The following is a 23,654-nucleotide window of genomic DNA, read 5'->3' as shown; positions in this document are numbered from 1 at the left end:
TTTTTGCATCCCTTTTTCAGGCGAAACGCTACACTTCGTGCTGGTGCTTTCAGACTTAAGGGATCCAATGTGTCTGCCTCTCACTCTCAACGTTTAAGTGAAATACGTCATCGCATTCTGACGCTGCTGCTCAGCGAGCACGATCTGGTTGATGCCCTGCTGGAGAAATCGGGCGATCTCAATCCTGAACAGCAACGTGAAAATGCGGCCCAGCGTGACGCGCTGGAGCAGGACATTCTGCAACTGCATGCCGCTGACCTCGCGGATATTCTCGAAGCCCTGCCCGAAGAAGAACGTCAGGCGCTGTGGCGGCTGGTGCCGAACGAGCGGCGCGGCCATGTGCTGGTTGAAGCGTCTGAAACGGTCTGGGCAAGCCTCACCGAAGAGATGAGCGACCGCGATATCCTGCGCGCTATCCAGCCGCTGGATATCGACGATCAGGTCTGGCTGGCGCGTTATCTGCCACGTGACCTGACCGGACGCCTGCTGGCAACTGTGGAGCCCGCCCTGCGCGCCCGCATGCTCGATATGGTGCAGCTTGACCGTGACCGCGTAGGCCGGGTAATGGATTTCAATATCCTGACGGTGCGTGAAGATGTCACGCTTGCAACGGTGCAACGCTTTCTGCGCAAGCGCAAAAGCATGCCGGGCGGTACCGATAAACTCTTCATCACCAATAAAGATAATCAGCTGCTGGGCGAGCTGCTGCTGACGGACATCCTGCTTAACAAACCCAAAACCCTGGTGAGCGACGTGATGAACGCCCGCCCTACCACCTTCCAGCTCAATGATAAGGCCGAAGACGCAGCCAGTGCCTTTGAACGTTATAACCTCATTTCAGCCGCCGTCACCGACGCCAAGGGCAAGCTGATTGGCCGCGTGACCATTGAAGACATCATCGACCTGGTGAATGCCGAAAACGAAAGCAACATTCGTAAAATGGGGGGTATCAGTCAGGAAGAGGATGTGTTCGCGCCGGTGCGTAAATCGGTACGTAAACGCTGGGCCTGGCTGGCGATTAACCTCTGTACCGCCTTTGTCGCCTCCCGGGTTATCGGACTGTTTGAAGGGACGATTTCGCAAATCGTGGCGCTGGCCACGCTGATGCCGATCGTCGCGGGTATCGGCGGCAATACCGGTAATCAGACCATCACCATGATTGTGCGGGCGCTGGCCTTACATCAGGTTGAACCGGGCAACTTTTCGTTTTTGATCGTCCGCGAGCTTGGCGTGGCGCTGATCAACGGCCTGTTCTGGGGCGGCATCATGGGCGGCATCACCTGGCTGATGTATGACAATATGGCGCTGGGCGGCGTTATGATGCTGGCCATGGCGCTTAATCTGCTGCTGGCCGCGCTGATGGGCGTGCTGGTGCCGCTGGTCATGACTAAAATGAATCGCGATCCCGCCGTCGGCTCCAGCGTATTGATCACCGCCCTTACCGACACCGGCGGCTTCTTTATTTTCCTGGGGCTGGCGACGATCTTCCTGCTGCCGCACTGATCGTCAGGCTTGCAGGCCGTAACGTTGCAGCGACCCGTTAAGATTGCGCTGCCGCGTTACCTGTGCCAGCTCTCGGGTCGCCGCAGGCAGCGTATAGTTACCACGCTGACTCAGCCACTCCAGCACATCCGCTAAGTGCCAGATGGCGGTTTTACCGTCATGCACCGGCAGCGGAAACGGCGGGCGGTGGCTTAGCATCAGCTTACGCATATTCTGACGCGTCATGCCGATGATCTCCGCCACATCCGTCAATCCCACAAAATCGGGTGCGGCTTCCACCAGCGTGGCCCCCGGTATCGCACGCAGCACATCCTCTTCTGCCTGCTTCAATACATCCGTTGCAGAGTCGGACTCCCGGGTGAACTCCAGTGCAATTCTGCCCGGCATGCCCAGGCCGATTAGCGCATCATCACAGCCTGCCGCTGCCAGCGTTTCCAGCAGTTCATCCACCGGCGCATGCCCTTCCGGCAGGCTGAACCGTAATGTGAAACAATATTCCATATGCTTCTCCTTGTGCTGCATCAGGACTTCAGATAGTGACAGTTGTCGACCACGCGTCGCAGCGCGCGGGCATGCTGATGTGCGTTTTTTGGTGTGCTCCAGATACAGGTCAGACAAAACTCCCCACATCGGCACATCAACAGATTTTTCGGACAGTACATTTTGCCCCAGGCGTGATGGCCTCCCGTGACGACCAGCCAGCCATGGGATTCGGCGTAACGTAACGCCGTTTCGATCTCTTTGTTGGGATGCCGCTTCCTTGCCATGTTTTTCCCTATCCTGACGCCGAATTGATAAGTTGTCAACTGACAACCTGATGAAATTATCTTAGTGCGGCTCAGCATGCGCAGACTTTTTCTCGCAGTAAAACAGTCAGGGTATAAACTGGAAAACGTCACACAAAAAACGATCAGCGCCAGAAGTCATCTGGCAGCAGAAGCGATAATCAACGGAGGCAATATGTTTAAAGCAGAGGATTTTGTTCAGTCGAAAACCGGCGGCCCGAAAATGCAGGTGCTGCGCGTAGAAGGCGACACCTTATGGTGTGCACGCGTTGATGATGCGGCGAAAAAAGAGATCGAAGTGAAAGCAGAGAGCGTCAATCTCTATCACGAAGAGGGTGACTTTGGCGTGTGCTGAGGTGAAACGGCCCCTGACGGGGCCAGACTGTCAGGGCTTATCCTGCTGAAGGTTGTCATTTCCCAGACCGCCAATAAACGGCAGACGCAGCCGGAACGGTGTGAAATCGACTCCCATGTTCAGACCCAGCAGATTGACTTCAAGTCCCTCTTCTGCACCCAGCGTCACGCCCGCCACGCCCAGAATCGACACCTGCAGGCCGCGCCCGGATGGCGGCAGCCCGACCGGACGCCACAGTGGCCGGTAATCTTTTCCCAGCGCGTTAGCGGGCAGATCAAGCCTTAAAGCGGGTACTTCGCGGCCAATATGCGCCAGGAAGGTGTTGCTGTTTGGTCCAGGCCAGGCGCGATAGGTTGTCGGCCACGGATAGGATTTAATGGCGGCTTCAATCTGCGGGATCATCGCTTCTGCTTCCGGTCCGCGATGTTCCACCAGCAGCCGCGGTTTTGCGCCATACCAGTAGCCATCAGGCAGGTTGGTGTTGCGCCGGACTTTATCGCCGCTGCCCCAGCTAATCACTTCGTAGCGAGTAAAACGCGTTTCACCTGCGCGCTTGAAGATGATCCACGGATGCACCGCCACCGCCCCTTTCCAGCCGTAAGTCGGCGCAGCATAGACCTGTACGATAGCCAGGCTATATAAAGCGCGCGGGTCGGGCGCTATCCCGGCCGAATCGCGCCGGGCCGACCACCAGCCGCCCTGCTCTGTGGTATCGCTGTGACGCGTCGCCTGCGCGATGCTGGCTCCCAGCGATAGCAGCAGTACGGCAACAAAAAACAGGCTGAACACTTTAAGTGAGAGCATGACAACATTCCTGGTGACGTAAGAATCGCGAAACGCCTGTTCAGCAGACGGTTTCAGTACGCGGCGGCTTTGGGATACGGACGATCGATGAAAGCGGCGGATAAAAGCGGGACACAACTGACGTCAGTTGCGGGCTTTTACTGCATGGAGGATAGCGTAATTTCCGGCAAAGTGAATAATAAAACGCCAGCGGCGAGGCGGGATGCGCTGAAAAGTTAAAACGGCGAGTCTGCGCACGGTCAGAGCAATAAAAAAAGCCCGCTGAGGAGCGGGCTGCAGACTTATCAGGGATTAACTGGCTGAGGCCAGGTTATTCCCACTCTATTGTGAATAGCATTTTATTATTGATATTTATCAAATGATTATAAAGGTAAATCCTGTCAATGCCATGATTGATACCATGCTTGGAGCTAGAGGCTGTCAGGAGCCCTCTTCGGCCCCGCAATGCTGAGCGCAGGCCCCACCAATCGACTAACGTAAGCCACGTTTACGACTAGCCGCACACTACTTGTCAATGTCGCTCCGTTTCGTTTCCAATCAGCGTAACGGTACTAGTATAACCCTTCCGTAATGAGCAATTCAGATCTTTCACCTTGCGCTTTGATGATATATAAGTGGCTATGCACCCGCTTTTCAGGAATTGCAAATGATGCGATAGCGGACCCCGGCACGATCAAAGGCGGTCCGGGCACCGGCCAAGAAATAAAGGAATTGGAGATCCTGTGTGTTCTGTCGGGTAAAGGCCGTATTGGCCGCCTTGGAGCTCAGGAGGCCACTGGTCATCATGACTACCTCCTTGCGATAAGATGGGTCCGCCAGTGCAGCTGCCAGTGCCTGATGGGCTTCATCGATCGTCGGAGGCCCTTTGAGGAGACGGGAGCGTTTAAGCACAGGCTCGCCTGGAGCGTCCGTCAACTTGACGGACCAGTCGTCATCCCAGCCTGACGGCTTGGCGAGGCCCACCCCCGAAGAACCTGCGAAGGCAAGGCTCGCCTGGGCTTGGCGGGTGACATCCTGCAACTTGCCCGCGGCAGCTTTGGGATTGCAGGTTTTCGACGCTTTGGCATGGATGAGCATCACGCGCCGGGCTACCTGATCGACCGCATAAAAATCGGCGGTCTCGACATTACTATCGTCGCAGATGATAAGCTGCGATGCGATCAGATCGATTCCGAACTGCTCGGTCGGTTTGGGAAGGCTTTCGTCAAGCCACCCAAAAACTAGGCCGAACAGCGTCTGCGTATTCCATTTCGCCACATCCTTGACACGCGTGTCCCCCTTCTCGCTCAGTACGTCCATGGTGTGCGTCGAACACTCTAGGATCTCAAGCATCGAGAGGTTGAGTTCTGGCTTGTAGAAATGACCTGTCGAGTAAACGCAGTCACCACTTGCCGGGATGATACGAAACGACTGCTGCTGATTGATGATCCGTATCAGGGAGCTTGGCAGCTTGCGACCGAACTCGCGCTCATCCTCACGCAGCTCGACGCCTGCATTCTCGGGCGCCTCGCTCCCGGTCACCGATTGATCGAGCATCTCACCTTCGATCTTGTATCGGCCCCGCGGTGGCGTGGTTCCGCGGTAGATATATTTGATCGAAAGCTGAAATGGCCCGAATTCGAAGGTCTGCCCTATCACCTTACCGTCATCATCGACGAAGTCCTTGACATCGCAGCAGGTGTCGTGATCAAGCAGGGCCTTGAGCTTGCTCTCGTCCCAGCCCTTGGCATCAGCCTCTTCGCTGGCCACCTCGTCGACTACCCCCCACAGATCGAGCAAGATCGATTTGGCTTTGCCGTTCCCGGATGTCGGCGGCGGCACCTCGCGCGCGAATCGGCTGAAATATTGGTGTGGCACCGTCTCATCAGCAGTCATCGCCGCCGAGATCAGGCGTACCCATGCGAGCCATTTATCTACGGCCAGAAAGGCATAGCTGCTGTCAGCCACACTCGAGTTCCACAGCGACAGGCGCCTGCGCGCGGTTCCGCCGTCATGCGGTGCAATCCCGCTAATCGACGTCGGTACCTGGGTGGCTTCGGCCAGATCGAAATAGCCGGTTTCCATCGCATGTCGCCGCACGCGCAGCGACCGGAGGCCGCGCTCGCCCAGGTCCAGACCAGCCGCCGCGGTCTCGACAATCCGCGTGCGGAGCGCGGCGTCACTCTTAGTGTCAGGGAAAAGTCGGCGGAGGTCCTCGGTCGGCGGCGTAAGCAGCTTGAGTCTTGATTTGTCGATCGGCACGCCCTCGGTATCGAGGAGGAAGATGTGGGGTCCCGCTCGCGCGATGACCGCCACGCCAAGCCGCCATTCGGGAATGTGGTGGTGCGCGAGATAGCGTGAATTGCTCCACAGCAGATACCGGATCATCCGCACATCGGCATAGTCGGTCTCGAGGCCAGGCGGTGGCAAAACCTCCGAAATATCAAAGCGCTCCTCGAGCAGCATCGCTTCACAGAACGCCTTGGCCAGCTCGTCCAGCGTCTCAGTCTTTACGCTCTTCGGCATGCCCTCGAGAACATGCACACTCGCACGGCGGGGGAGGATGAAGGCGGCCATGGTCGGGGTCTCGTCGAGCAGATGCCCGCCTCGGAACTCACGCGCGATATACTGGACGGCCGGTGCCGCGCGTTTGACGCTTGCCAACAACTGGGTCTCGGCCCGGAAGGCCATATCGACCTCGCTTGCCGCATACCGCTCATAAGCGAGGTAATTCTGCCAACGTTCGCCGATCTGTTCATGCACGGTCGGCGCGCCGACATAGTGGTCGATCCTTCCGGTGCTGCCGCGGACGATCGCATACTGCCCTGCTGCGTCGTGCAGGTCGGACAAGCGGGTGGCGCGACCGATCTGCTGGACAAGTTGCCGTGCGGACCCGAACGGATCGAGGAGCCAGATCTCGACGACGCTGGGATCGTCGATCCCTTCCAGCAGCTTGTATTGGTGGAGCCAAATCCGAGCGACCTTGGCCTGTTCGTCTTTGACCGCGACGCGGACCCTTTCGAATCGGAGCGATTTGAGCTGCTCGGTGGAAGCCTCCGAGAGCCCATCGAGCCCTAGCTTGGAATTGCTGCCCTTGGTGGCAACATCATGGATCAGCACCGCCGACTGCTTCAGTATATTGTGAATGGCAGCTTGGAGGGCAGCAAGCGAACGGAACGTCGCCGCATGCACGATCACCTTCTTTTCTGCGGGCAGCGCAGCGAACGTCGTGCGAAACTGGTGGACGAACAGCTCCTCGCGTGTCGGGTTGGCTGGCGGTGCATCGGTCACAGCCAGCGGCGGCTCTACCCGAACATCGCGGATCAGGCGTTGGCCGACAGCCTCGTCCCACGGTAGGTTGAAGACGAAACCTCCGTCGATCTTGAAATATTTATAGTCGTTCCGATAGGGCGTCGCCGAGAAGATGATTGTCGGGCGATCAAGGGCGCGCACGGCCTGAGACCATGCATAGGCTGGCTCATAATGGCCCTCGTCAACAATGACGAGATCCACATTGCGCAGCAGCGTTCGCAGACTCTCGGCACCTCCCGGCAGGCAGCTGAGGCTTGTCGCCGGTTCGGGGGCGTTACGGCCGTGGAAGTCGCGATGGGGCGGGGGTTCTAGACCAAGCACACGATGCAGTGCGTTGAAGGTGCCAACGAGGATCTGCCGGTCCTTGCCTGTATCAGCGTCGTCGATGATCTTTGAATATTGGGCCGCCTCGAGGACGCGTGCCGGAGCGATCCTGCCGCTGGTCACCGCCTTCTCGATACGCTCGATCTCAGCATGGTCGACGTCTTCGCGCAATCGGTCGCCGTCAAAGACGGCCCCGAAGGCTTTGCCCCAGAAACGGAACGAGAGATCGAAGCGCATCTGGCTGACCAATCCCTCGCGCGGCGTGAGGATGAGGACCTTCTTCACCCGTGGCGAAACGCAAGCCAATGTCGCGATTACGGCCGACTTGCCGGTTCCTGTCGGCATCTTGACCAACGCTGCCTGTCCGCCGGCAACACCAATGTCCCAAGCCGCGAGATAGGCGTGCGCAAAAGCGACCGCGCGCCGTTGCGGGAGCCACAGCCCCTTGTCCGGTCGATATGTGCCGCTGGCCGCGGCGCGCCAGAATGCTAGAGCACTCAGCCCGCTCATAGAGCGGCTGTAAAGGCGCTCTATGTCGGGAAGCGCGCTTTGGTCTACCTCAAACGAAACAGTGCCACCGACATCTGTCGAACGCAAAAGCGCAACGCTCGACACATCACCCTTCGACGGTGCCGATCTCTTCTTCGACTTATCCACCATGCACCTCTCTTATCGGAATTACGACCCTCATAGCTGCGTTTTAGATTAGGCATCCATCTTACGCCACCGCCTAATCTTCCACCTGCCACAGCACCAACTTCACAGCCTCTCAAGCCAAGTCCAGTGGATAGCCGATTCGCTGTTTCATTGACACTACCGGGACATTGAAAACTTGACGGGAATGTTAACTTGGAAATTTGGGTTCAGATAGTCTCGGATGCGAATTTTTGACGTGTCCATAAAACTAACGTTTTCCGAATACCGAACCCATATGCGAGAATGTGAACTCAGAGTTTAGAGGCAGTGGTTTCTTCAATAATATACTTTACAGATCATGACATTCTCCAACAACCATAACGCCTCGCTAAGCTGCAGCTAACACAATGAGTAACTTACCGCATAGCTCCTTAAACACTAAATTGTCCTGAAGCTAAAATGCCACGCGTTAGCTGTCGACTTAAGAAATTTGTTGGATTTTAATCATCGATGCTGAAATGTGTATTATTACAACTTAAGGAACTTACATTGAACTCTTGCTTCAAGACTTCAATAACAGCTTCAATACTTACACCCAGCATACATTTTTTATCGGCATGATGTTCGATAGCTATTCCAGCCAAATATTCAGTAGTTTCTTCTCCAGTAGCTGTTAGATCTTTATGCAACCACACACCACCGCCACTCAAGCCATTAGGTTTAGGAAATGTAACTATTTCTCCAGATTCATTTTTGCATTTCTTAGCATCGAACTTAACCAATATATGAGTTTCAGGGGTTAATGACATATCTTCATACACTTCCCCTTCACATGTCGTATTAAAATACATGTACATTATTGATTTAACAGTATCAATCTTGCTACGATCAATTTTCGACTTGGTTGCAGGATAACCAATAAAAGAATATATTCTTTGCTGTGAAAAAGTACCTATCGGCGCTATCATTTCCAACGTAACACAGTCAGAACCTTCAATTTCTCCAAAAAGGTCACCATCTAACTCCAATATTGCAATATCTATTTTATCTGTATTTGTTCCTGCTGTTTTTATAATAACACCGCTAAACTCAACAAGTTTAGAATTATACCCTACAAATATTGAAGAATTAGCACACTCATTTGCCACATGTCCAGCCGTAACAAAAAATTTCCGGCCATCGACAATTAAAAACACACACGAACCAATTAATTCTGGTTTGGACATACTATTTTCAATAAAAACAGGGAAATTATATACCTTAACATTTTCCATTGCTTGGCGTATTTCTTCTAATATTTTTTGTTTCTTAGCTTCAATCAAGAGCTTAAATTGATTATTCATTTCAATGCATCCCACTAAAATATAACACCCCAGTAATTTCAGATAACGTTAAAACTAAAACGTGTGAAAATCTCCATATAGCATCAACCCTCGTTTAATGCAATATTTTCAATAACTTGCTATGCATTTATTTTCCAAGAGTCCAATTGACTATTTTTTTCTGATACTGATCATTTTTATAATTAGGTAGTTGGTTATAATTTATGATTGATAATATTGTTGATATTACAAAATCACCATCAGCAACCTTAACTATCAGTTCAGACAGATAACTTTTAAATTTTTCTTCATCTACTTTACCATCTAAACAACCTGTTAAACCTTTTCCCACACTATGAACAACCTCATTTCTGGCTTTACGAGCTTCATGTAAAATGGATTTGTACGAATTATCGATAGTCAACGCATCAATATTATTGCTAAGTGAAGAAAACTTAGAGAATAACTTATCAACGTACTCTTGGAAATCTTTTTCTGGTAAGAGTATAGAAAATGATGACTTAAATTCTAAAAGTTTTAATGCATGATCACATAAGCTATCGAATCTTGTAGCAATAACCAGACTACGACCAAGAATAGAATGTAACTTCTCTGTATTTTCTGTCATTTCAAAATCTTCTAAAAATATGTCAAGTTGCATATGCTCTCTCTAAAAAAATAACTATTAAATAGCTGTGAGAAATAGTAGATCACTTAATCAGGATTGTGCGAACTGGAGTACCCCCCGTTCCCGTAGTCATTTTCCGTCCTTACGGCGAGGCCTTTTCAAAGGCCTCCTGCCATTACCTCATCGTGGCTACAGTCCCTATTTCCTTGTTGCCCTTAACCCTCTAGAATAGGCTGCTACCCTACTAAGAGACGATCCGATTCTGGACACTTCTTTTGACACGAATGAGAACAAGTGGCCAAAAAAAGTCAACCCAACAATTATTTTTTTGACTGAAAATGCCGTTCCTATATATCGATAGCTGGCTTAAATCGTATTCGACGCTGTAAGTTCTGATTTTTTAGTTCGAATCATTTGCACTATGCACAACGTCAGACCTTTGGACGATCTGGGCCGTGCTCAAGAATGATTCTGGGGAATTTGTAATCTCATTTTCAAGTTGTGGAGGATTTAGGTCGCTGAAAATCATCCCCCCATCGATAACTATTGCTTCAAAACTTCCTCTTGAGAAAATTTCAGCAAGGGATTCAAAGTCTGCAATTTTTGAGTCGAGAAGAATATTTAGTTCGTTCTCCAGTTCCTTGATGACCGTCAACTGCCTATCCAATGACCTCTGAGCGGCCTCCATCGTCCAGTTAGGATCATCATAGCCTTCTTCAAAAGATTTAACTTTCTCCCTGAACAATTTGGCGCCTCTTTGAAAACTCTCCATTCTTACATCAAAAATTGTTTTAATTGAATCTCGAACCCGTACTAATGCTCGTTTGTGACGGCCAATATTAGTCAATGAATAATTTCCGCTAAGCAGAACCTGGCAAGCTCTACCTGCAACATACCTTTCGAATGCAGAAAAAACACTATGTCGCATAAGAGTACGCATTGCTTGCGTCGGATTAGCAAGTTTTCTATCACCATACCAAATTATGCCCGTATGCTCGTCACAGCTTTCGAAGTCCATTGCAGTCGCTATATGCTGAGATTCTAAGTCATCAAGAAGTACACTTAGAATTTCAAAGCAATCATCGGTGTTGATAGTCACACGACGGAGGTTCTCCGCATTGAGTATTTCATCTCCCTCGCTAAGGCTATCGAAGCAGTCAGCGATAACTTCAGAGATTCGTTCAAGCTTGGCTTTGTCACCGGATATCTGACGATTTCTTATTGTAATACAAATATCTGCAATGTAATTCAGGCGAGCATGGATGGAATTTAAAGCTCCTAATGTAAGAAACATAGGAATGAAATTTTTAGCTAGCTGGCCGTCAACTTTTTCTAAAGCTGCCATGGAGGTGATTTTTCCACCTTCAACAACACTGGTTGTTTTAAGCCCGGCTAATGGTCCTTTTTGAATAGTCATCAATTCACCGGTCGCTCCTGGCTTGAAAACGATCCGATAAAAATCTCCTTCGCTAGATGTAGTAAATTGAGATTGGAGGTGTTCGCTTACGAGCTGAGTCCAAGGCGAATGCAAGGAATGAGTTGGATTCTTCACTAGTTTATTCAATAATGGATATTTATCAAATTCAACCTTAATTGCTAATTGCAAATCTTTGTTGCGATTTTCGGCCATAGCTATCAACTCCGAGTAAATGTAGATATGTAGTAGCCAAATATAACTGGCCACCGCTATAAGGTTTTTCCTGAATCGGTTTTCCGCTTCAATTGGTGGTCAGCCACTGTTTTTTTCATGTGGGCTGAGTGAGCTGAAATATCCAACCATATAGTCTGTGATCGAATGAACTGCTTCGCCAAAGTATATATATCCGAGACACAAGATGACCGCTTGTAGCTGTTAGCTACCTGTCGGGATCGGCTCCAATCGGTCATCTCCAACCGCCCGAGTATTGCCCATTGCCGCTATAAGATTTATCGAGATAGGTAACTCGCGCTTAGTAACGACGTGAGCTGACAGGCGTAAACATTGACAACGGTCCGATAACTGAGCCATCTCGCAACATGCTTATTCCACTGTAAACCTCCCTAATGAGCTCGACCTGCGGTAGGCCATCCAATAGACATGCACCACCTCAAACAAGCCTCACCAGGTGCTCTAAGGCCTGTAACAGACTAGGGCGCGGCAAGATTGATCACGTCCTGAGTGGGGAAGAGACCCGACGCGACGATGGCAGCATGTGCCTGCGCAGGATCATCCGCAAAAAACACGACTCCCAGATCCTCGCCAGCTCTAGAACAGCAGACATACAGAAGTCGACGGGTGCGCATAATCGTCGTTTCGTTGCCATCCCGGATATTCTGCTCGTCCGTGTCGGAGAGAGGCGTTATTCCGAAATACTTCCCGTAATGGAACTGGTTATGGCGACCTTCTTCGTCATCGAGGATCGCGAGCACCCGGTTGAACTCCGCCCCCTTTACCCCCTGATGCGTTTCAAACGGCGACTGCTCCTCGATGTAGCGACGATAGCCCCATAGTTGCCGGATCGGCGTGTGAAGGAGCTTCACCAAAGCGGCATGGTTGCCGCTCTCAGCCGATGGAACCGCAGCATCGTATTCGGCCATTGCCGCTAGGATGCGTTCATCCAGCTTAAACATGCCTCCATCTCGCAGGTGTTCGAACGCAGCGAATACAGGAGTTGCTGAAGACTCTCCGCAGATCTGCGCGAGCGCCTTCACTCGAATATCCATATCCTTCAAAATACCGGGCACGGCGTTCGCCTGCATGTACTCGCGCTGCAAAAAAGGCGCATGACGACGCAGAAGGCTCATAACCTCGAATTGATCGTCATCGACATTGGCCAGCATCAAGGGGGCCAGCAGCTTCAACAAAGGGGCGACAGACCAATGTGTGCCGTCATCGAACCCATCTTTGAAACCGTCAGACGTTTTGTCGTGGAAGGCTTCGTAAAGGGAGCCGAAGCCAAGGCGGTTGGCTGCCATTCGATGGGCAACCACCAAGACCTTTACGTCAGCGTCAGCTTCATCGCTAAGCCAAAGGGGGTCGCTGTTGTGATGGGCTAACCACTGTCGCGCCTCGGCAAGGCTCTGGGTACGGTCGGCCTTGGACACCACGAGCAGCTTCGCAGAACCTTGGACCGGAACGCGTGCGTCTCCGACCTCTTTCGTTTTGCCTCCGGTCTGAGCAAGACCGTCAGCGCCCGCGCGGATTTGATTGATCACATCGAGGACTGCGACGGGGCAGCGAAAATTTTCAGGCTTCTCAATAAGTTTCCAACCGTCTAGAGGGGCTATGACGCCGGCCCCGGACATGTAAATTTTTTGCATCGGATCGCCAATGAACCCGAGGCAAAACTTATTACCGAGCAAAGCTGAGATCGCCTTTAATGCCGCAACAACATCCGGATCGGTGTCCTGACTCTCATCGACAAAAATGAAGGGATACTTCTGCCCAACGACCTTGGCGATAACCGGTAGATCCCGAATCAGCTCGGTCGAAAGCCTGATAACGTCGCCATGCCCCAGAATGCCCTTCGGGTAGTCGCTCCCGACACCATAGATGAAGCGCTTCACATCACCGATCGTGAGCTTTTGGGCTCGATATCGCTCTAGGTCGGCGTGTTTACGATCTCGCGTCGGTGCCCGCGTCCTGTTCGTGAAGCCTTCAATCTCAGTTTCAGTGTCGGTGATTTTCTTGTCGAGCCGACGTCCGACCCAGTCTGCGATGTCGCTCTGAAACGGCTTCACGGCCGCCCAGAGGAAGCTGTGGATTGTGGACACATGGAACAACTGGTTGTTGCCGACATCACCCCAAATCTCGCCGACCGCGACTTCTGTGTAAGTAATGCAGGCAATCTTTTTGGACTGCGCTCGTAGAGCGGGGCCTCGTGTTTTGAGAAGATGATCGAGCGCTTTGACGATTGAGGTCGTTTTTCCCGACCCTGCACCTGAAACCATCACGAACCCGGTAGACGCATCATCGTCTAGCAAGGTTCTCAGTTCGATATCAGCCGGCGTATCCGGCTTTCCCGCACGGCTGGTCATTGATCCACCTGAACATCTTGAGGTTGGACAGGAGCGTCATCGACACCGACGACTTCAGCCGTGCCATCCGACACCTCTTCTACGATTGTGACGTGCTGCGTCAGCCAGTCTAAGCCCTGCTGGATGTAAGTAGGGACGACCCACGTCGCGTCGCTGCTAGCCAACAGGCCCAAGGCGAAGTTGGTTTTCTTGAAATGCTGGCCTTTGACGCGAGTATGGATTTTCGAAGCAAGGTCGGCCAGCGGCATCGTTCCCGCCTTGCTCCATCTCAGCTTCAGATCGTGGTGCTCTTTCTTCTGGCACCACTCAAGGTTTTCATAGGCGAAGGCCTCTTCGAGGGTTCGGCTCTTCAGCTCAGCTGTCTCCTTTCCCCACTTCACGGTTACAGGGCACTGATACGTCACCATCACATGCGCACCCGAGCCATTCTGCGGCGCTTGCAGCTTACTTTCAGGCGTTGCGGCCAGAAGGTCTTCAATCAGTATCTTGCTGGGGAGCCACTGGCGAAGGGTCTGGTTTGCCGTCACAGCTCCAGCCGTTCCTGCAGGGCATTTTGAGCTTGGCTTCGGCTCATCCCCTTCAGCCGCAGCCTCATCGTCGAGATCATCTTCCTCGTCTTCATCTTCGTCTTCACCAGCGTCGTTATCGTCTTGGGCAGCGGCGTCAGCAGCCTTCTTAGGCTTGGGCGGGTACACGCTGTCGAGGTCCGTCACGATCAGGGTCGGCAAGCCAAGAAACTCAATCAGCTTCTGGAAACGAAAGGCGAAAGCACCACCAACCTCAAGAATGCTGAGATAAGCCGCGTTCAGCTTCTGAGCGCCGTGACCAATCATCAACGGAAGTACGAGGCGCTCGACGTTACCCTCTACAAGGATTGCGCCGTCAGCGAAGAAAAGGTCGCAATGCATCAGCTTCAGATATCGCTGAAGGAAATCCCGGTCGTCCTTGTTGCTCTCGTAGAAGGCCGAGAGGTTGAAAACAGAAGAGCATTGCTTGGAACCGATTTCGGCCGAACGGCGGAAATAGCGGATCGGTTTGAAGCCTCGCTCGTACAGGATGTGCGGAGAATGCGTCGTGATCACGAACTGTGTGCCGTAACCATCCGCCCCTTTGGGCGGGATGAGTTCAGTGAGCTTGCGAACGAAGGCCTGCTGGAGCTGCGCGTGCATGTGCGCCTCCGGCTCCTCGATAAACATCAGGTGGATTGGCTGGCGTTTTCCTTCCTCGCCTTCCTCTGTGACCGACCACGCAGCGTGGAGGTCGAGGAGTTCGACGCCCATGTAGATGAGATTTTTAAAACCCAACCCGTTATAGCTATCGGGGAGAGACAGGGCTTCTACGCCGCCGGTCGCTCCTTCGAGCAGGTAGTGAACTTTGGCCTGTTGATCGCCCATCAGTCGCTCCAGCCGTAGGGCTGCGCGGATCTCCAGTGCAGGGTTGGAAAGGCCGGGATACCCGAGCTTGCGCAGCGATTTGAACGTGTCCTTGAACACGTCCGAAAAATGCTTCGTCAGTTGTTCTTCAGAGAGCGCCAACGCGCGCAGGGCGTTGTGGTCGTCTTCGCGCTTGCTCTGGTTGCGAGTGTAGAAACGGCTGAGCCGCTTGGACAAATCCTCGGTTCGAGCTTGTGAGTTACCGTCGCTAAGGTGTCGTTGAGCGCTCAGGAAGTCCACCTTAATCAGCGAATTGATGATCGAGTGTCCCGTTCGCTCGGTGTCTCCCAGGATCTCTTTCGGCGTGTAAGTCTCGCCAGCGTTAGCGGGGTATAGTGACGCTTCGTCAAGAATGAAATAGCGCAGGCCGTATTCATTCTTCAGCTCGCGAGCGAGGTAGTCGCGCATGTTGCGAGGCCAAGGTTTGTAATCTGCGCCATGCTCAGCCTTATTCTGGGCGAACTTCGCAGCCTCGGTCGCCATCTTCCGGTAGCTGGCCAGCGTTTGGGCCGCGTCCTTCACGGTAAACTAAATCCGGACACCGACGAGTGCACCTTCCCATGCGGCTCTAGGCAGGAGATCCACGACCCGGTAGAGATTATCCGGATCAACGCTTATCCACACATCAAGAGTTATTGCCGGGAATTCATGGGCTTGCTCAACCGCATCTTCCGCCGGGAAATTTTCAAAGGCCGGCCAGCAATCTGCGCTGAAATCATTGACAGTGAACTTGTCTTTAGAGCCTGACAAGAACAGGTCTACTGCGTGAGTTGCTGATGTCTTTCCACTATTGTTAGCTCCAACAAATATGGTCAGGTCGTTCGCAAACTCGATACGCGCATCTTTTAACCTACGAAAATTCTTAAACGCCAGAGAGTGAAGATGCATAAGGTTTGCCCCCGCCAGATTATGCAACGCCTTGTTATTACGGAAGACTTATTATCGATTACTAACTATCGCTTAAGTTGTACCATAGTATATGGCTAACGGTAAAGAGAGTGGATTCGAGGGCAATACTGGCATTATCTCCACATCAAAAGACGGGGCGAAACGTGAGATTGGCGGTTGTGAATGAAAAGCGAGTAGAAGCTCAACCAAAGCTCAAGGGAACCTGCCCGAGCTGTGGTGGCGGCATAGTCGCCAAGTGCAGGGCGGTCAAAGTCTGACACTTGCCACTTAAGGTACATGTCGGTGGACATTAAAGTTTGAAAAAAGACAATAAAGCTCATAACTTTTCATTAAAGGCACTGTTAGATTTTAAAAAGGATAGTCCAAGTGATGGATTTAAAAATAATGAAACCAACAGAAGCATATACCATGCTTATGGAGAACGTGGCTTCAGTGTTAGATTGCCGAGAACAGGGCATACAATCAGGTATTTTGTTAGAGGACATGGAAGACCTAGAGGCAATCAATTGGTTGAATTCTTTAACATTATGGAATGGTGGATACGATAGAATTTACTCACCAGGCATCTATAACGGTTTTCTTGTTGAATACTGTAAGCCCGAATATGCCATCGGCCTCCAACACTTTTACCCTCAACTCGCAGCCCGAGAAGGGATTGAATTACCTAATGAAATATGGGATTCATCAATTTCTATTTTAATAGATATTTATGATTATGCTTTAAGAACTCGCGAATTAGATGGTAAACAGCATTGGGGAGAAGTCTTCAGAGATGACTATTTGCAGCAATGGGATAATGCATTCTTGAATAAGAGAAGACCAGTTCTTGCAAAATCAAATTTTTTAAAAAAATTGTTGGGGCTAAGCTAATTGTCCAAAAGTTAGTTTCGAACTTTGTTGTCACAAATTTTTTGGATATACACATCGTCTGATGTCTAAGTTTCGATCTTTTTTGTCATCATTGGGTCTTGTGTTCACGTTAGAAAAACACTTAGGAAGCACAAAAGTTCCAAACTTTAATGTCCTTAGACAGTCCCCCCCTATGCGGCCCTTGGTGGAGAAATGAAGCCAAGTGGTCGAATTTCATGACACTTGAGGGGCTGACTTTCTCCCGTTGATTACTTACGCCGTTGCTCTGGGCGATCTTGCAGCACCTGCAGATTGCGCCAGAAATCCTCATCAGTCTCAAATATGTCAGCAAGAACGCTAGCCTCATCATCCGTAAGACGACGCAAACCGCAGATAATATCTTCAATATCCTGCTTGCAAACACCAATAGCTTCCGCCAGTTCATCATGAGACATGTTCAGCGGTTTTAAAAATTCCTCTGCCAGCATTTCTCCCACGGTCACAGGCCCGGCGGTATCTGCTTTTGTGTAGTAAGCAAGAATCTCTGAACGCCCCTGCTCATACGTCAACTCACCTGAAATAATACGTGCCTTAATGGACTCATAGAGCGGCGTACCACAGGGGTCCATTCCTTCAAGCCTCAGGGAAGCCTCTGCTTTGCGGAAGCCCTCGATGCGTAACCGTGAATAGGGAGTCCTGGACATGTTTTTCCTTTGAATTGCAAGAGTAAAGTTCGCACAGTGAAAGCGTCAGTTCACGCAACCTCGTTAACTGACGCGCGCGATTCAAGATTTATTATTGCCGGATAAGCTATCCCCCGCAAAATCATCATGTTCGCGGTTATCCCGACGAGTAGCTGTTTGTTTACGTATCTGAGTCGCCAACGCCCCTCCAATAGTCTGTTGGATGCGAGAAGAATTGCCACTTCGCTTCATTGTCTGGTACTCAGCAGCACCGTTAGCCATACTGCTTCCCATATGGCTTGCCATGCGGCCAGCTCGCGAGAAGGATGCAGCAAAACCTTCGCTTCCCCCACTGGAGCTACCTTTACCGGATGGTTGCTCTCCCGACATGTCTAAAGAACCGGTATCTTCACCACCACCAATTACGCCGCCGGAACCCGACTCTTCGGCCATGGCAGCTTGCGCAGACTCGAACGCTGCTTTTAATGCAGAGGCTCCACCGCTGACTTGAGCTGATGCCCCCATTGCCATTGCCCCAGCACCGCTGATGGCAGTAGCGGCAGCGCCGGTAATCATACCCGCCCCAAACCCACCAATCCCTTGTAAAGACGCCCCTCCGACAACACCTGATAACAAAAGTGGCAACTTATTAGTTAATACTAATAGGATGATTGACGCCAGAAGCAAAACGATAAGGCTATTAAGATCAGGAACATCATCTTTAATAACAGAAAAGTATTGATCTATAAATGACTGTCCAATGCCGATAATTAATGTCATTGTGAACAGCTGAATACCGATTGATAAAACAGTACGCAAATAATTAATTGTAATATCAGAAGTCCACTTCGAACCTCCAAACCCAAGCAATATGATTCCTGCATAACATAACACCCACGCAGAAACCAACATTATCAACATATTTATGGCGATAAGAGACATTACAACCAAAACGATTATCGCGACAGAAATCATTATCGTGGATATCATTGGTGACCAGATCGATGCTGCAGAACTTATTTTCGTTAATATCAAAAATGCCATATCAACTATACTTGAAGGCGAAATGCCTGCGCTGGTTCCTAATGCATTTGCGGCAAGCTCTCTCATAGAATCAATTATAGCTTTAGATATCGCAGGGCCATGATTTAAAAGATAATAGAAAAAACCAGTCACAGTGAAGAATCTTATTATTTCTGCAAGCAAATCTTGCAAACCTCCCCCTTTCATGGCGATTAAACCAAAAGTCCAAACCATACTTATTAATGCCAGCCCCCAAAATAGCCAATTCGCATAATTATCAATTACTGTCGTCCATGTACTGGCAACTTGCTGATACTTATCTAATAAAGTATCAAGTAAACCACTGCTATCCAGTTGGCCTGCATAGGCATTTATAGAAAAGAAAAATACCACACCTAAACATGTAAGTTTGCTTGCAATTTTCATAATCACCAATCTCGCTTAGGGCTTGGACTATTATTACCATGAAGCACACAATTATCGTATTTATTCCCATTAGGCGTATTTCCTGGTGGCAATAAACACTCCTTATCTTTTCTTTCACAAGAACATAGAATCAACGAAGTTATTACAGCAAATAATATCAAAAATTTATTTCTCATTATTTCCCCTCACCAAACTCTCTTAGGGCTTTGTTTATTTTCCCCAGCTAAAACGTTCTCATCAGCTACTCTTTGTTGAGCTTCTTTATCTGCCTGTACTTGAGCCAATGTCATTGCGGCATTCTGTTGAGCTACCAGAAGTGAGCGTATCTGCAGGAGCTGATTAGCCTGTGCACTGGCAAGCTGATTACCGGCCTGAATTGCTTTCATCTGGCCCGTAGCCCCACTAGCCTGAGACTGGAGTTCTGCGACATTATCAGCATCTTGCTGCAAGGTTTGCTGCTGTTGGTCTATTACTTTGAAAACGGCATCATTCGCTTTTTTACGCGATTCTGAATTATTCCGCTCAGCACTACGAAGTGCGTCGATCTCGGCTGAAGTACACTCAATATTGCTATTAAAACAAGGAGAAGATTTATAGTAGTTAATGTCCTGATAACGTTTTAGATATGAATCCAGACTCCCGGCCTGGTTCTTGTAATAGTTAAGCGTGTCTTGAGCCTGTAGTAATTTGTTTATAGTGGAATTGGCCTGATCCCAGATATATGCTGCAGGTGCGGCAGTATTTTGCAGCATGCTTTCATACTGCTGGAGTTGAGTCTGGTACTGCTGGATTTGTTTTGCAACGGCCTGAACGTTATTGACTGCGCTGATTGTCGTTTGAACCACGTTAGTACCATCAATAACAGGAATCCCGGCTTTAGCCGCCAGAGCGATAAGCGATACGGAAATGAAAATGGGCACCGTTTTTTTAGCGGCTAAACTCCCTCTCAATGATGTAAACATCTGAACCAATAGCTTCATATTGCACCTCAATATTAACTGGTTATTTATATTGAACACTCTCACTGTTAACAGTCGCTGAAGTATGGAAAGCTGCGTCTGAGCAACAGTCATATGACTCTCCATATCGGCGGTAGCCGATTAGCCTCGCAGAGCAGAATTCCTCTTGAGCATCGAAGATGCAAATGGGGAAAAGTAAAGTTCGATAAACAGCTTGCTGGTTAGCTAACTTTACATGTCCTGCCCCACAGTTACCGTTGTATATCTGTGTACGTATTGTGTATTCCTGTGTACAGGATGTGTTTTTTTAAGTATTACTGCAGGATTACTCGAATAAAAATCTGCAGCAAATCTGTTTTTTTCAAGGGAAATTATATTTCTCCCGTTTGAAAATAACTTTTGATAGTTATATATTGGTGCCCGCCAACTTTATTCATGTTTCGATATATTGTAAGAAGTCTTTTAATTGTCCATGAACTAGTTTAGTTACTATATCTCAGCATGTGACCTGCAGATTTTAGCGGCTAAAATCTGCCCCCTATGCATAAGGCTAGGGGCGTACCTCATATGTCATGAAAACCTACCTCAAATGTCTATATAACAAGTACGTAGGTAATATCCTCTTCTGGCGTCCAACCATCGGCCTTTGGCCGATTCTAGATTTCAAAGCGCCTGCTCAGGCAGGTGATTTCAAAGACTGTAGATCCTGAACGATCCTGTAAATACTGCTGAATAGTAAAAAATCGGGCCGCTGTAGCACGCTACCGGGCCGCTATAACACGCTATCGGGCCGTTGTGACACAATATCGGGCCGTTGTGACACGTTTTATCCTAGAACCGTTCAAATCAATTCCAATTTCCAGCAATTGCACGGAATCTTCTTTCAATCTCCGACGATAGTTACGTAAAGTCATATTACTCGTTCCTTCACCGCACACTGCTAATAGCAACGTATCTATATACCACCCCCCTAAAGGATTATTCCTATGGGTTAAGACGTGGCGAGCAACTGCCTGGCTAATACCATGTTGTAGCCGAGCTATAGGGCCAGGATGATAATAAAATGGCAAATCTTTTTTGAGTAACATAGCTAATGCAACACCCAGACGGACACGCCATAAACGGCGTACTCCCCCAGTCAAAGGATTAGGGCGAGTCATAGGTGATGGCACTACATGATCTATTAGTCCCCCTATTATACAGTCGCCGCTTTTCTCTAGCTCTGGCGTTATAATTTCAACTGTTGCAACGCGAAGATCTAAAAGCAATTTTTGTATACGACCATAACTATATTGAGCATCAGATAACGTTCGGCGTACTTTCGCTGGATCTACTAATAATTCGATTCCACCATCAGAAATTTCACGACGTTGCTCGGCAACATATAATATTGTCTCAACGATATCGGCATGACGCTGCCCGAGCCGTCCGGTAACACGACAACGTCCGAAACTTGTCTCCATCCATTGTCCCTTCATCTCCTTAGGGCGCTGGCTTGGCTGGTACAGTATTACTCGGGCTTGCCATGCTGTACTAGTGGGTACCACTTTATTACCAGTTGTCATTGTCAGCCCCACTCCAAGAAGATTTTCTTTCTTTAATAAGCTTTTTATTATTCTTCGGGCTAAACGCAGTTATTCTTAATACTCCCCCCTCATGTCTCTGTAACCAACGATCTGGGGCACGCTCACCATAATTTTCTTTATTGATTCCAAATCTAACAAATTAATTTCGAATATCCTCAGAAATACCATACGTCTTCGCTTCTAAGGTGGTCATACCTGCTAGATAAGATTGCCACCGTATATTATCAACCAGGACACTACTACCTCTACTTGCCTGTTGTATATCACCAACTCCCATCGTAGCAGCGCCTTTGTTTGAATGATGTAGAAATATAATCGAACACCCATTATCAGCAGCAATACCTTCTAGCTTTCCAATGACTTTGGACATTGCTCCACTATTATTCTCATCTTCATGGTGAAAACGACGAAGAGTATCCAAAATTATCAACCGTCTACCTTTTGAAATCTCATCGATCAAGTTGCTCCAATCTGGCAAGAAAATATTTGGGCATTTCCCTACCAAAGGTTCGACAAATAGTCGATCAGCTACAATCTGCTGCTGACATGCTGTTAAATATTTTCCCAAAGCATATAGACGATGGTGAACGATGGTTGCAGAGTCCTCCACAGGTAAATATGCCACTAATCCAGTTGGATAATCACCAAAGTTTAAAAGATCCACACCACAAGTAATCTGCACAGCCAGTTGTAATGCCAGAATTGACTTTCCAACACCTCCCGGAGAAACAATCGCTCCGACAGTACCAATAGCTAAATTAGGCAAAACGTAATCAATTGGCTGTGGCGGAGCTTCAAACGCTTCCATTATGTTCAATGACATTGCTGTTACCTACCTAAAACAATACCGGGTCTGGCCGCTTTAAACATTGCTGATTTACGATCCGCAATCCACTGTTCTACTTCAGATAACTGCCATGCAACATTTCGGCTAGTAAGTGCTATACGGCGAGGAAACTCACCTCGCTGCTCAAGGTTATAAATAGTCCGGGCTGACAATGGGATCATTTCCAGAAGCGTTTTTCTGTTAATGAGCGTGCTATGTGCCTTTGGTTGCATCTGCCTTCCTCCTGTTTCCAATCAGGCCTATACAATGCCAAGCATTACCGCTTGATAAAACCTATTCATTGACTAAAATGGTTGACATGAAAATCATCCCTTGGGAAGGCTGTGACCTCACAGTTGCAGCAGCATTTAAAGTATTTGTAGAGCGTAGCTCTCCGTATTCCACATTTTCACGGCGGTATCCAATACTGCGCCTGATACAGAAAGTGATTGACCCTGCAATAGCTGCTTATAAAAATTCTTTGCCACCAAGCCATAAGGACTACATTTCTGGCGGAGGAATTGAATTTAGTGAACTACTCAAAAATGTGGGTTTTAATGTGGTAGCACGCGCACAAAGACTTCTTTTGCGTCAATTCATTCTGACTTCAGATAGTCAAAATTCTCTCGATAAATGCTTTATTGCTACAATTGAGTCTCTGATTGAATTAGTCAGTGAGTGCGCATCCAAACGGCCAAAGAAATCATCACCGGCAAAAGGTGTAACTATAAATTCTCAACGTAAACTCGGTTTTTGCGAGTTCTGCGGTAACCAGACTGAATTCTCTAAATTTATTACTGAAATTTCAGAATATGCTGCTAAAGACAATGAATTCCCTTATCATGAAAAGCTGGTTTTTAGCGATCGATATTGCTCTAACCATAGACCCCGATTGACCAATGGCCAGTGGAATCCCCTTTACAGACAAGGAAAACGCTCCCTTGAACAATTCAACCAAGAACTTTTAAGACTAAGGCGGCAATGTGCTAAACCAAGCAAAGCTAACTCTAATTCCGGTAATGAATTGATTGATTATTATTTTTTAGAGTGGATACTAGGCAGAAACTTAACCCCAGTAGATATAGGGGAACTTAGAAATATTGCACGGCTTATGACAGATTCTAAGCTTTCCGACACTAAGAAAATAATACTTGCATTAAAAAATCAGGGGTTTAACCAATCTGAGATCGGAAAAATTTTAACATCAAATTATCACTTGCCAATGACACGTCAGGCTGTGTCCAAGGCCTTGAATTCTGTGAGGAAAGAATTTTATATTTAGTTAAACATCAAAA

The 23,654-nt window shown here is 49.1% G+C and carries 19 protein-coding genes and 1 pseudogene; 4 read left to right on the top strand and 16 right to left on the bottom strand.

From position 1 onward, the window contains the following. Positions 1-69 precede the first annotated feature (69 nt). A complete protein-coding gene (mgtE, locus tag ACO6VX_RS00680; RefSeq protein WP_010671330.1) occupies positions 70-1,503 on the top strand; it encodes a magnesium transporter in 1,434 nt (477 codons plus the stop codon). 3 nt (positions 1,504-1,506) lie between these two features. On the opposite strand, the gene ACO6VX_RS00675 is transcribed toward mgtE, so the two are convergent. Continuing rightward, positions 1,507-2,004: a helix-turn-helix transcriptional regulator gene (locus ACO6VX_RS00675; RefSeq protein WP_022624132.1), complete on the bottom strand. Its 498-nt coding sequence runs from the start codon at positions 2,002-2,004 to the stop codon at positions 1,507-1,509. A 20-nt stretch (positions 2,005-2,024) separates the two neighbouring features. Continuing rightward, complete coding sequence (locus ACO6VX_RS00670; protein ID WP_010671328.1) at positions 2,025-2,270, bottom strand: hypothetical protein; 246 nt, start codon at positions 2,268-2,270, stop codon at positions 2,025-2,027. 193 nt (positions 2,271-2,463) lie between these two features. Here ACO6VX_RS00670 and ACO6VX_RS00665 point away from each other — a divergent pair, with 193 nt between their 5' ends. Next, positions 2,464-2,643, top strand: a complete 180-nt coding sequence (locus ACO6VX_RS00665) for a hypothetical protein (protein WP_022624131.1) — start codon at positions 2,464-2,466, stop codon at positions 2,641-2,643. A 30-nt stretch (positions 2,644-2,673) separates the two neighbouring features. Here ACO6VX_RS00665 and ACO6VX_RS00660 read toward each other — a convergent pair whose 3' ends face one another. The 8 genes from ACO6VX_RS00660 to ACO6VX_RS00625 all read right to left on the bottom strand — a co-directional run bounded on the left by ACO6VX_RS00660 (position 2,674) and on the right by ACO6VX_RS00625 (position 15,986). After that, positions 2,674-3,447 (bottom strand): DUF3750 domain-containing protein, encoded by a 774-nt coding sequence (locus tag ACO6VX_RS00660; protein ID WP_033788083.1) that lies wholly within the window; start codon positions 3,445-3,447, stop codon positions 2,674-2,676. A 633-nt stretch (positions 3,448-4,080) separates the two neighbouring features. Beyond that, on the bottom strand, positions 4,081-7,722 hold the full coding sequence (locus ACO6VX_RS00655) for a DEAD/DEAH box helicase family protein (RefSeq protein WP_422457419.1): 3,642 nt from the start codon (positions 7,720-7,722) through the stop codon (positions 4,081-4,083). A gap of 476 nt (positions 7,723-8,198) precedes the next feature. Then, positions 8,199-9,041 carry a hypothetical protein gene (locus ACO6VX_RS00650; RefSeq protein ID WP_422457417.1) on the bottom strand — a complete coding sequence of 281 codons (843 nt, stop codon included), beginning with the start codon at positions 9,039-9,041 and terminating at the stop codon, positions 8,199-8,201. A gap of 127 nt (positions 9,042-9,168) precedes the next feature. Continuing rightward, positions 9,169-9,681 carry a hypothetical protein gene (locus ACO6VX_RS00645; RefSeq protein WP_422457415.1) on the bottom strand — a complete coding sequence of 171 codons (513 nt, stop codon included), beginning with the start codon at positions 9,679-9,681 and terminating at the stop codon, positions 9,169-9,171. A 367-nt stretch (positions 9,682-10,048) separates the two neighbouring features. After that, positions 10,049-11,278 (bottom strand): hypothetical protein, encoded by a 1,230-nt coding sequence (locus tag ACO6VX_RS00640; protein ID WP_422457413.1) that lies wholly within the window; start codon positions 11,276-11,278, stop codon positions 10,049-10,051. A gap of 497 nt (positions 11,279-11,775) precedes the next feature. Next, entirely contained in the window at positions 11,776-13,665 is a 1,890-nt protein-coding gene (locus tag ACO6VX_RS00635) for a UvrD-helicase domain-containing protein (protein ID WP_422457411.1), read from the bottom strand. Further along, on the bottom strand, positions 13,662-15,620 hold the full coding sequence (locus ACO6VX_RS00630) for an ATP-dependent nuclease (protein WP_422457410.1): 1,959 nt from the start codon (positions 15,618-15,620) through the stop codon (positions 13,662-13,664). The genes ACO6VX_RS00635 and ACO6VX_RS00630 overlap by 4 nt, the downstream gene beginning before the upstream one ends. Before the next feature lie 6 nt (positions 15,621-15,626). After that, complete coding sequence (locus ACO6VX_RS00625; RefSeq protein WP_422457408.1) at positions 15,627-15,986, bottom strand: AAA family ATPase; 360 nt, start codon at positions 15,984-15,986, stop codon at positions 15,627-15,629. A gap of 390 nt (positions 15,987-16,376) precedes the next feature. Between ACO6VX_RS00625 and ACO6VX_RS00620 the strand changes: the two genes are divergently transcribed. Further along, positions 16,377-16,877, top strand: a complete 501-nt coding sequence (locus ACO6VX_RS00620; RefSeq protein WP_422457959.1) for a hypothetical protein — start codon at positions 16,377-16,379, stop codon at positions 16,875-16,877. 248 nt (positions 16,878-17,125) lie between these two features. On the opposite strand, the gene ACO6VX_RS00615 is transcribed toward ACO6VX_RS00620, so the two are convergent. The 6 genes and pseudogenes from ACO6VX_RS00615 to ACO6VX_RS00590 all read right to left on the bottom strand — a co-directional run bounded on the left by ACO6VX_RS00615 (position 17,126) and on the right by ACO6VX_RS00590 (position 22,592). Then, complete coding sequence (locus ACO6VX_RS00615) at positions 17,126-17,560, bottom strand: HigA family addiction module antitoxin (RefSeq protein ID WP_422457407.1); 435 nt, start codon at positions 17,558-17,560, stop codon at positions 17,126-17,128. Between the two features lie 81 nt (positions 17,561-17,641). Further along, positions 17,642-18,988, bottom strand: coding sequence for a P-type conjugative transfer protein TrbL (gene trbL, locus ACO6VX_RS00610; protein WP_422457406.1), 1,347 nt, complete (start codon positions 18,986-18,988; stop codon positions 17,642-17,644). Between the two features lie 185 nt (positions 18,989-19,173). Further along, positions 19,174-19,968 (bottom strand): P-type conjugative transfer protein TrbJ, encoded by a 795-nt coding sequence (trbJ, locus tag ACO6VX_RS00605; RefSeq protein ID WP_422457957.1) that lies wholly within the window; start codon positions 19,966-19,968, stop codon positions 19,174-19,176. Positions 19,969-20,729: 761 nt separating this feature from the next. Beyond that, positions 20,730-21,512 (bottom strand): ABC transporter ATPase, encoded by a 783-nt coding sequence (locus tag ACO6VX_RS00600; RefSeq protein WP_422457404.1) that lies wholly within the window; start codon positions 21,510-21,512, stop codon positions 20,730-20,732. Beyond that, positions 21,499-22,356: pseudogene (locus tag ACO6VX_RS00595) on the bottom strand (helicase RepA family protein). The gene ACO6VX_RS00600 and the pseudogene ACO6VX_RS00595 overlap by 14 nt, the downstream one beginning before the upstream one ends. A 5-nt stretch (positions 22,357-22,361) precedes the next feature. Then, the gene (locus tag ACO6VX_RS00590; protein ID WP_094110081.1) at positions 22,362-22,592 is read right to left on the bottom strand and encodes a helix-turn-helix transcriptional regulator; all 231 of its coding nucleotides are present in this window, start codon (positions 22,590-22,592) and stop codon (positions 22,362-22,364) included. Between ACO6VX_RS00590 and ACO6VX_RS00585 the strand changes: the two genes are divergently transcribed. Then, positions 22,577-23,641 (top strand): LuxR family transcriptional regulator, encoded by a 1,065-nt coding sequence (locus ACO6VX_RS00585; RefSeq protein WP_422457402.1) that lies wholly within the window; start codon positions 22,577-22,579, stop codon positions 23,639-23,641. The genes ACO6VX_RS00590 and ACO6VX_RS00585 overlap by 16 nt on opposite strands. The last annotated feature ends 13 nt before the right edge of the window (positions 23,642-23,654 follow it).

The organism is Pantoea sp. BJFS-204, from assembly GCF_049310725.1.
GTDB lineage: Bacteria > Pseudomonadota > Gammaproteobacteria > Enterobacterales > Enterobacteriaceae > Pantoea > Pantoea agglomerans.
Note: the sequence above shows the minus strand (reverse complement) of the source record. Positions and strands in the feature narration are given on the sequence as shown.

Bases quoted from the DNA above. Each gene is read 5' to 3' on its own strand.
- ACO6VX_RS00675 (WP_022624132.1), bottom strand. From the start codon at position 2,004: ATGGAATATTGTTTCACATTACGGTTCAGCCTGCCGGAAGGGCATGCG.
- ACO6VX_RS00670 (WP_010671328.1), bottom strand. From the start codon at position 2,270: ATGGCAAGGAAGCGGCATCCCAACAAAGAGATCGAAACGGCGTTACGT.
- ACO6VX_RS00665 (WP_022624131.1), top strand. From the start codon at position 2,464: ATGTTTAAAGCAGAGGATTTTGTTCAGTCGAAAACCGGCGGCCCGAAA.
- ACO6VX_RS00660 (WP_033788083.1), bottom strand. From the start codon at position 3,447: ATGCTCTCACTTAAAGTGTTCAGCCTGTTTTTTGTTGCCGTACTGCTG.
- ACO6VX_RS00655 (WP_422457419.1), bottom strand. From the start codon at position 7,722: ATGGTGGATAAGTCGAAGAAGAGATCGGCACCGTCGAAGGGTGATGTG.
- ACO6VX_RS00650 (WP_422457417.1), bottom strand. From the start codon at position 9,041: ATGAATAATCAATTTAAGCTCTTGATTGAAGCTAAGAAACAAAAAATA.
- ACO6VX_RS00645 (WP_422457415.1), bottom strand. From the start codon at position 9,681: ATGCAACTTGACATATTTTTAGAAGATTTTGAAATGACAGAAAATACA.
- ACO6VX_RS00640 (WP_422457413.1), bottom strand. From the start codon at position 11,278: ATGGCCGAAAATCGCAACAAAGATTTGCAATTAGCAATTAAGGTTGAA.
- ACO6VX_RS00635 (WP_422457411.1), bottom strand. From the start codon at position 13,665: ATGACCAGCCGTGCGGGAAAGCCGGATACGCCGGCTGATATCGAACTG.
- ACO6VX_RS00625 (WP_422457408.1), bottom strand. From the start codon at position 15,986: ATGCATCTTCACTCTCTGGCGTTTAAGAATTTTCGTAGGTTAAAAGAT.
- ACO6VX_RS00620 (WP_422457959.1), top strand. From the start codon at position 16,377: ATGGATTTAAAAATAATGAAACCAACAGAAGCATATACCATGCTTATG.
- ACO6VX_RS00615 (WP_422457407.1), bottom strand. From the start codon at position 17,560: ATGTCCAGGACTCCCTATTCACGGTTACGCATCGAGGGCTTCCGCAAA.
- trbL (WP_422457406.1), bottom strand. From the start codon at position 18,988: ATGAAAATTGCAAGCAAACTTACATGTTTAGGTGTGGTATTTTTCTTT.
- trbJ (WP_422457957.1), bottom strand. From the start codon at position 19,968: ATGAAGCTATTGGTTCAGATGTTTACATCATTGAGAGGGAGTTTAGCC.
- ACO6VX_RS00600 (WP_422457404.1), bottom strand. From the start codon at position 21,512: ATGACAACTGGTAATAAAGTGGTACCCACTAGTACAGCATGGCAAGCC.
- ACO6VX_RS00590 (WP_094110081.1), bottom strand. From the start codon at position 22,592: ATGCAACCAAAGGCACATAGCACGCTCATTAACAGAAAAACGCTTCTG.